We start from the raw sequence: 5,589 nt of genomic DNA, 5'->3' as shown, positions 1-5,589 counted from the left end.
GGCGAGCCACGTGCACAGCTCGGCGTGCGGCGTGCCCGGCTCCGGCGGCGACCAGGAGGGGTGCCGGCGCTCGACCGGCTGGGGCGCCCGGCCGTCGAGGAACCGCGCGACCAGGTCGGTCACCGCGCGCGGGTGCTCGTCGACGAGCGCGAGCACCGGGTGTTCCGGCGCGGGCCGGGTGACGACCGCCTGCACGCGCCGGGCCTGGGCGACGATCTCGCCGAGCCTGGTGAGCGCCGCGCTCGGCACCTGCCCGCCGCAGCGCCGGTAGACATCGACGAAGCCGTCCCGCCGCCCGCGGTGCTCGGCGCGCGGCTCGCTGGACCAGCCCCGCAGGCGGGCCGCCGGCCGTGCCGAGGCCTGCACGACCCCGAGCCGCACGAGGTGGTGCAGGAACTGGCGGACCACCTCCACGCCCTGTCCGTCCGCGGTGGGCGCGAGCAGGTCGGCCACGTCGCCGGCCCGCACGGCCCCGCCGCCGAGCGCCTGGCGGACGACGTCCACCGGCTGCGTCCTGCGCACGCACACCATCCGCGCGCCCGCCGGGTTGTCCGGCGCGTTGACCCAGCACGACAGCCGGTCCTCGTCGACCCAGTGCAGTGCCGGCATCGACAGGTACGCGTCGGGCAGGTCGGCGCCGGCCGACAGCGCGTCGCGGTGCTCGCCGATGTTGGCGACGGTGTGCACGGCGTAGTCCTGGACCCGCGCGTGCACGAGCAGCTGGTCGGCGGGGCCCGGACCGGCGTGTGCCACCGCGACGTGCCCGAGCCAGCCGCGCGGGGTGGTCTTGCACGCCGCCCTGGCGAGGATCCGGAGCAGGTAGTCCGCGCGCTGTCGCATCCGCTTGCCCGTCCACTCCGGATCGCCGGCGAGCCGGGCGCGGATCTCGGCGAGCAGGTCGGGCGCGGCGTCGGCCACGGCCCGCAGCGCGGCCGGACACCCGCTGACGAGCTGCCAGGGCACGGTGGCCAGGCGCGTGTGCTCCTGCTCGATCGCCGCCGTGAGCCGCCGGTCCTCGGCACGCAGGTCACGTCCCCAGGCCGCCGCGCGGAGCAGGTCGTGCGTGAGCCGGTCCGGGCCGCCGAGCACGACGTTGATCACGGCGAGCCGGCGGCAGTCGACCGCCTCGACCAGGTGGCCGCGCTGCAGCAGCCGCCGGGTCCCGACCGCGAGTCCGCGCACTGGCGCGGGCAGCTCGGGGTGCGGCACGAACGTCTCGGTCAGCTGTGTGGCGAGCCGGGCGGCGAACTCCGCGTAGTCCACCTCGGACCGCTGGCGCCTGCGGATCCGGTCGAACAGCGCCGGGTTTCCCGCGCGCGCCAGCACGGCGACGGGCAGGCCCGCGACCCGCAGCAGGCCGGCGGGTCCGGTCGGCGGGAAGTCAGCGCACATGGTCGCGGCCCCGCTCGCCGGTGGTGAGCGCCGCGGTCAGCAGGGCCTGGCGGCCGAAGGAGAGCGCGGCCCGGTTCCAGTGGAACACCACGTACCACGTCACGGCCTCGGCCACCTCCCCGCCGCTCTCCGTGTCGCTCTCCGTGTCGCTGTCCGTGTCGCCGTCCCCGCCGCGCAGGGTGGTCGCCCACGCGGCGGCGTGCGGGGACACCTCCGCCGCGTGCGCGGCCGCGATGCGCCGGACGTCGTCGGGCAGTGCGGCCAGCAGCTCGTCCGGCCGCCGCCACCACTGCCACAGCCGCCTGCCCGCGGCCTCCGTGCTGGGTGCCTCCGCCGGCACGAGCCGGCCCGCGCCGGCGACCCCCGCCCACACCGCCCGCTCCCGTCGCTCGCCGAGACCCATCGCGTCGAACACCTGGCGCAGCAGCACGAACGACAGGGCCCAGGCGGGTGCCGTCGCGGCACCGGCGTGGAAGCCGAGCCACGCCACCGCGTCCGCGGTGAACATCCGGTGCACGTGGTCCATCGCGGCCTCCCCGCCGAACCGGTGCGTCTCCGGGACGTAGGTCCCCGGTTCGACCCCGGCGACGAGGCCGTCCGCCCGCCAGCCGGCCGCCAGCCGGTCGACCTCGGCGCGCAGGAACGGCGTCCGTCCGGGTGCCGCCGCGAACCGCACCCGCAGGCCGGGCGGCTTGTGCATGAAGAAGAAGTCATCGACGACTCCGCCGGCCCGCCAGTCCCGCACCAGTGCGGCGAGCTCGCCGAGAAGCGTGCGCCTCGGCTGCCGGTGATCGGGTGCGAGACCGACCTGGACCCAGTGGTCACCCACCGGGCACCGTTCCTCCGGCACGCGGGGCAGCACCTCACCAACGGGTGCGGGCATGGCGTCCTCCATTCGGCTCCGCTCGGACGGGAGAAGGTGCGCGTCAGTGCGACTCCGGTGCCTTCACCATCAGCCAGCCGTGGTCGCACTTCCAGTCGCCCGGCGTCAGCACACCCGCCTGCTCGCCCTTCGAACCCGCCTGCTGGCAGTAGTTGCCGAAGTAGAAGATGGGGACCCAGTCGTCGGTCGGGGTGTCGGCCGCGGACGCGACCCCGGCCGCGCCGAGGGTGAGCAGACCGGCGAGTGCGGACACCACGATGGTCTTCCTGAACATCTCTTCTCCTTGTGTGTGTGGTTTTCCTCGGTGGTCCCGGTTGCGGACCAGCTCGGCGCCGTCCTCATCGAGGCCCGGGTCACCGTGCAGGGCGCGGAGCACGCGCCGGTCCTGCGTGGACGCCCGGTCCCAGGCCAGTGCCGTCAGGACGGTGGGCTTTCGACGTGACCGGCAGTCGCACCGTGTTGGTCATCGGTCCTCCGTATTGGCCCCCACCATTTCAAAACGAACGTAACACCGGCCGCGGGCAGGTCGAAGAATCAATACAAAAGCAATGGGGACGTCAATCGTTAGCTGTTCCGTAATCACTGACAAGGGTGCCCGGCGCGGTGTCCGGCCACGCTCCGTGTCGCCATGCACCCCCCGGACGTGCGTGTTCGCGGAGCGTGGGGCGGGTAACCCCCCTCTGTGAAGACTGCTGGTCACGCCGGTCGGGGAGTAGGGATGCCGAGGTTCTTTCCCGGTCTTTCGAATGAGCCCGCGGGGTCCGCGCATTGGTCAACTTGAGATCCGGCGATCACGTCGTATCGTGGAGTCCATTCGCGGACCGCAATTCCGTGCGGTGCCGTAATAACGCGTATTCCGAAATGGCCGCGCCACCGGCCAGCGGTTCAATTATCCAATTCCGAAGGTGGGTAGATGACCAGTTCCGGTGTGCGCCCCCGCTGGGGCAGCCCGCCCGCGCCGGTGCTCGTCGAACTGGCCGCGACCCATCGTCTCGACACCGCCGGCCTCATCAGGACCGTCGCCGCCCTCCTGGAAGGACCCAGCGATGTCCCCGACAGCACTCGACAGCCCGACCGTGCCTCGACCGCCGACACCGCGACGCGGTCCCGGCACCTCGCCGCCGGGCACACGCCGGCCGGCGGTGAGGTGACCGGGCGCGTGCGGTCGAGGGAGGGGTGATCACCGGGCGCCTCCGATCTCACCACGTGGCGAGATCGGAGGCGCCGAGGTGTCGTCCCGGGCGAGGTCCTTGCGAGGCACGACCACCGCGCCCTTCATGCCGCGTGGGGTGGCGCCGCGCCGACGCCGCGAAGCGAGCGTGCGAGGCCGCACCCACCGCGTGGCGAGCCGGGTTTTCAGTGATCAGCCGGCGAGGCGGCGTCGAGCCCGAGGTTCTCGTGGCGGCGGAGGACGTTGATCGCGTTCTGGTCGGTGCGCGTCTCCTCGGTCTCCTTGCGGGAGGAGTGCACGTCCTGTCTGCCACGCGACGCGGAACGACGTGGGTGGGGATGCCGCCGGGGGCGAAGCGGGCGTAGAACTCGGCGCTGCCGACGATCCGCGCGCTCCCGGTCCGTGCGGGGCACGGTTGGTTCTCCACATCGCTCGGACAGCGGTGGCTGCCCTGCTAGGAGAACTCTCGTGACCCGGCTCCGCCGGATACGTCGAGAAATGGGACCCGGCCGCTTTGTGGCAGCGGGCAGTAACCCCAGGAATTGGGGGGTCGCGTTGTAACCACTTGATTGGCGGGGCATTTCCTCGGCGCGACGACGACCGTCGGAACACCTGCCCGGGCGAGGCCCGGCGCCGGGCGACCCGTCACTCGATCGGGGCAAGGTCGGTTGGATGCGACGTGACGGGGCCGGTGCCGGGGTAACAGCCCGGCATGATCAGCAGGTCGCCGTGGGACGAGGACACCGTGCTCGACGCGTTCGTCCACGCGGTCGCTACGCGTCCCGGAACCCGGTCCCCGCGGCGTCGGTCCGCATGGCCGCCTGCGCGTCGCGACCGGCGGCGTGGTCGACCTTCGTGGCGGCACAGTTCTCGGCCAGTCGTGCCCTCAGCGCGGTCACCCGACGCCGGGCCGCGCGGACACGGCGTCGCCGTGCGATCGAAGTGGTGACGAAACTTTCACTCTGGTGCAAACAGTTCGCGTACACGGCTTCACCCCAACGATGCGGTACTTTCCCGGTAGTCGACGGTTACCCCGTGACTCTCAAGATCACTCACATTTCATCGAAAGTCCTAAGTGGACGTTCCGGGATGCCTTGCGGTGTGACGATTTCGTGTCCGCCCCGGTTCGGGAGGTGGATCATGATGATCATGGATAGGGCGACCGGCACCGCCCGACTTGGTTAGTTATTCACCGAGCTATATGACTTTTGGTGATCTATCCCTACACTGCTCGTGCGGGCACCCTGCGCCCGCGGATCATGCGAGGGTCCAGAAGGGTTGAAGATGATGTCTTTCCGTAGCTGGAGATCCGTTGTCGGAGTCGGCGTCGCGATGTCGGCGGTGCTCGCCGGGTCGGTCGGGCCGGCCGTGGCCGAGCCCGTGCCGGCCGATCGGGCGATCACGGTCGACCACCAGATGGGTGCGAGCATCCGCGCCCACGAAGGGGTCGAGAAGGTCTCGGGCGCCGTCACCGCCACCCAGACGCCGGGGCTCGACGTGAGCCACTGGCAGGGCACGATCAACTGGGCGAACGTCAAGTCCCTCGGCGCCAAGTTCGCCTACATCAAGGCGACCGAGGGCACCACCTACCGCGACCCCAACTTCAGCACCAACTACCTCGATGCCTACAACCAGGGCATCATCCGCGGCGCGTACCACTACGCGCGGCCCGACAGCTCCGGCGCCGCGACCCAGGCGGACTACTTCGTCTCGCACGGGGGCGCGTGGTCGGATGACGGCCTGACGCTGCCGGGCGTGCTGGACATCGAATGGGGCACCGCCGACCAGGGTGGGGACTGCTACGGCCTGAGCCAGTCCGCCATGGTGTCCTGGGTCAAGGCGTTCAGCAACGAGTACCACGCCAAGACGACGCGCTGGCCGGTGATCTACACGGCGACCAGCTGGTGGTCCGAGTGCACCGGCGACAAGGGCGACTTCTCCGCCACCAACCCGCTGTTCGTGGCCCGCTACGCCTCGAGCGTCGGCACCCTGCCGTACAACTGGAGCTACCAGACGATCTGGCAGTACGCCGACTCCGGCACCTTCCCCGGTGACCAGGACCGGTTCAACGGCGACCTCAGCAGGGTGCAGGCACTGGCCCTCGGCTGACCGTGAGCAGAAGGGCCGGCCCGTGCTGGGCCGG

The 5,589-nt window shown here is 71.6% G+C and carries 6 protein-coding genes and 1 pseudogene; 3 read left to right on the top strand and 4 right to left on the bottom strand.

Annotated elements, in window-relative coordinates; all coding sequences use genetic code 11:
* From ACJ73U_RS44560 to ACJ73U_RS44550, 3 genes and pseudogenes are all read right to left on the bottom strand, one after another.
* A pseudogene (locus tag ACJ73U_RS44560) lies at positions 1 to 1,392 on the bottom strand (hypothetical protein); the annotation flags it as partial.
* Entirely contained in the window at positions 1,382 to 2,275 is an 894-nt protein-coding gene (locus ACJ73U_RS44555; protein ID WP_407783843.1) for a thiopeptide-type bacteriocin biosynthesis protein, read from the bottom strand. The gene ACJ73U_RS44555 and the pseudogene ACJ73U_RS44560, both read right to left, overlap by 11 nt.
* A gap of 43 nt (positions 2,276 to 2,318) precedes the next feature.
* Positions 2,319 to 2,549 carry a hypothetical protein gene (locus ACJ73U_RS44550; RefSeq protein ID WP_407783842.1) on the bottom strand — a complete coding sequence of 77 codons (231 nt, stop codon included), beginning with the start codon at positions 2,547 to 2,549 and terminating at the stop codon, positions 2,319 to 2,321.
* A gap of 30 nt (positions 2,550 to 2,579) precedes the next feature.
* Here ACJ73U_RS44550 and ACJ73U_RS44545 point away from each other — a divergent pair, with 30 nt between their 5' ends.
* Positions 2,580 to 2,717 (top strand): hypothetical protein, encoded by a 138-nt coding sequence (locus ACJ73U_RS44545; protein WP_407783841.1) that lies wholly within the window; start codon positions 2,580 to 2,582, stop codon positions 2,715 to 2,717.
* Between the two features lie 471 nt (positions 2,718 to 3,188).
* Positions 3,189 to 3,455: a hypothetical protein gene (locus ACJ73U_RS44540; RefSeq protein ID WP_407783840.1), complete on the top strand. Its 267-nt coding sequence runs from the start codon at positions 3,189 to 3,191 to the stop codon at positions 3,453 to 3,455.
* A gap of 764 nt (positions 3,456 to 4,219) precedes the next feature.
* On the opposite strand, the gene ACJ73U_RS44535 is transcribed toward ACJ73U_RS44540, so the two are convergent.
* Complete coding sequence (locus tag ACJ73U_RS44535; RefSeq protein ID WP_407783839.1) at positions 4,220 to 4,345, bottom strand: hypothetical protein; 126 nt, start codon at positions 4,343 to 4,345, stop codon at positions 4,220 to 4,222.
* 433 nt (positions 4,346 to 4,778) lie between these two features.
* Between ACJ73U_RS44535 and ACJ73U_RS44530 the strand changes: the two genes are divergently transcribed.
* Positions 4,779 to 5,555: a lysozyme gene (locus ACJ73U_RS44530; RefSeq protein ID WP_407783838.1), complete on the top strand. Its 777-nt coding sequence runs from the start codon at positions 4,779 to 4,781 to the stop codon at positions 5,553 to 5,555.
* The last annotated feature ends 34 nt before the right edge of the window (positions 5,556 to 5,589 follow it).

It is taken from the genome of Actinophytocola sp., assembly GCF_045807065.1.
GTDB lineage: Bacteria > Actinomycetota > Actinomycetes > Mycobacteriales > Pseudonocardiaceae > Actinophytocola.
This window is presented reverse-complemented; position numbering and strand designations above follow the sequence as displayed.

Excerpts from the sequence above, each read along its gene's own strand:
- ACJ73U_RS44555 (WP_407783843.1), bottom strand. The coding sequence starts at position 2,275 with ATGCCCGCACCCGTTGGTGAGGTGCTGCCCCGCGTGCCGGAGGAACGG.
- ACJ73U_RS44550 (WP_407783842.1), bottom strand. The coding sequence starts at position 2,549 with ATGTTCAGGAAGACCATCGTGGTGTCCGCACTCGCCGGTCTGCTCACC.
- ACJ73U_RS44540 (WP_407783840.1), top strand. The coding sequence starts at position 3,189 with ATGACCAGTTCCGGTGTGCGCCCCCGCTGGGGCAGCCCGCCCGCGCCG.
- ACJ73U_RS44530 (WP_407783838.1), top strand. The coding sequence starts at position 4,779 with ATGTCGGCGGTGCTCGCCGGGTCGGTCGGGCCGGCCGTGGCCGAGCCC.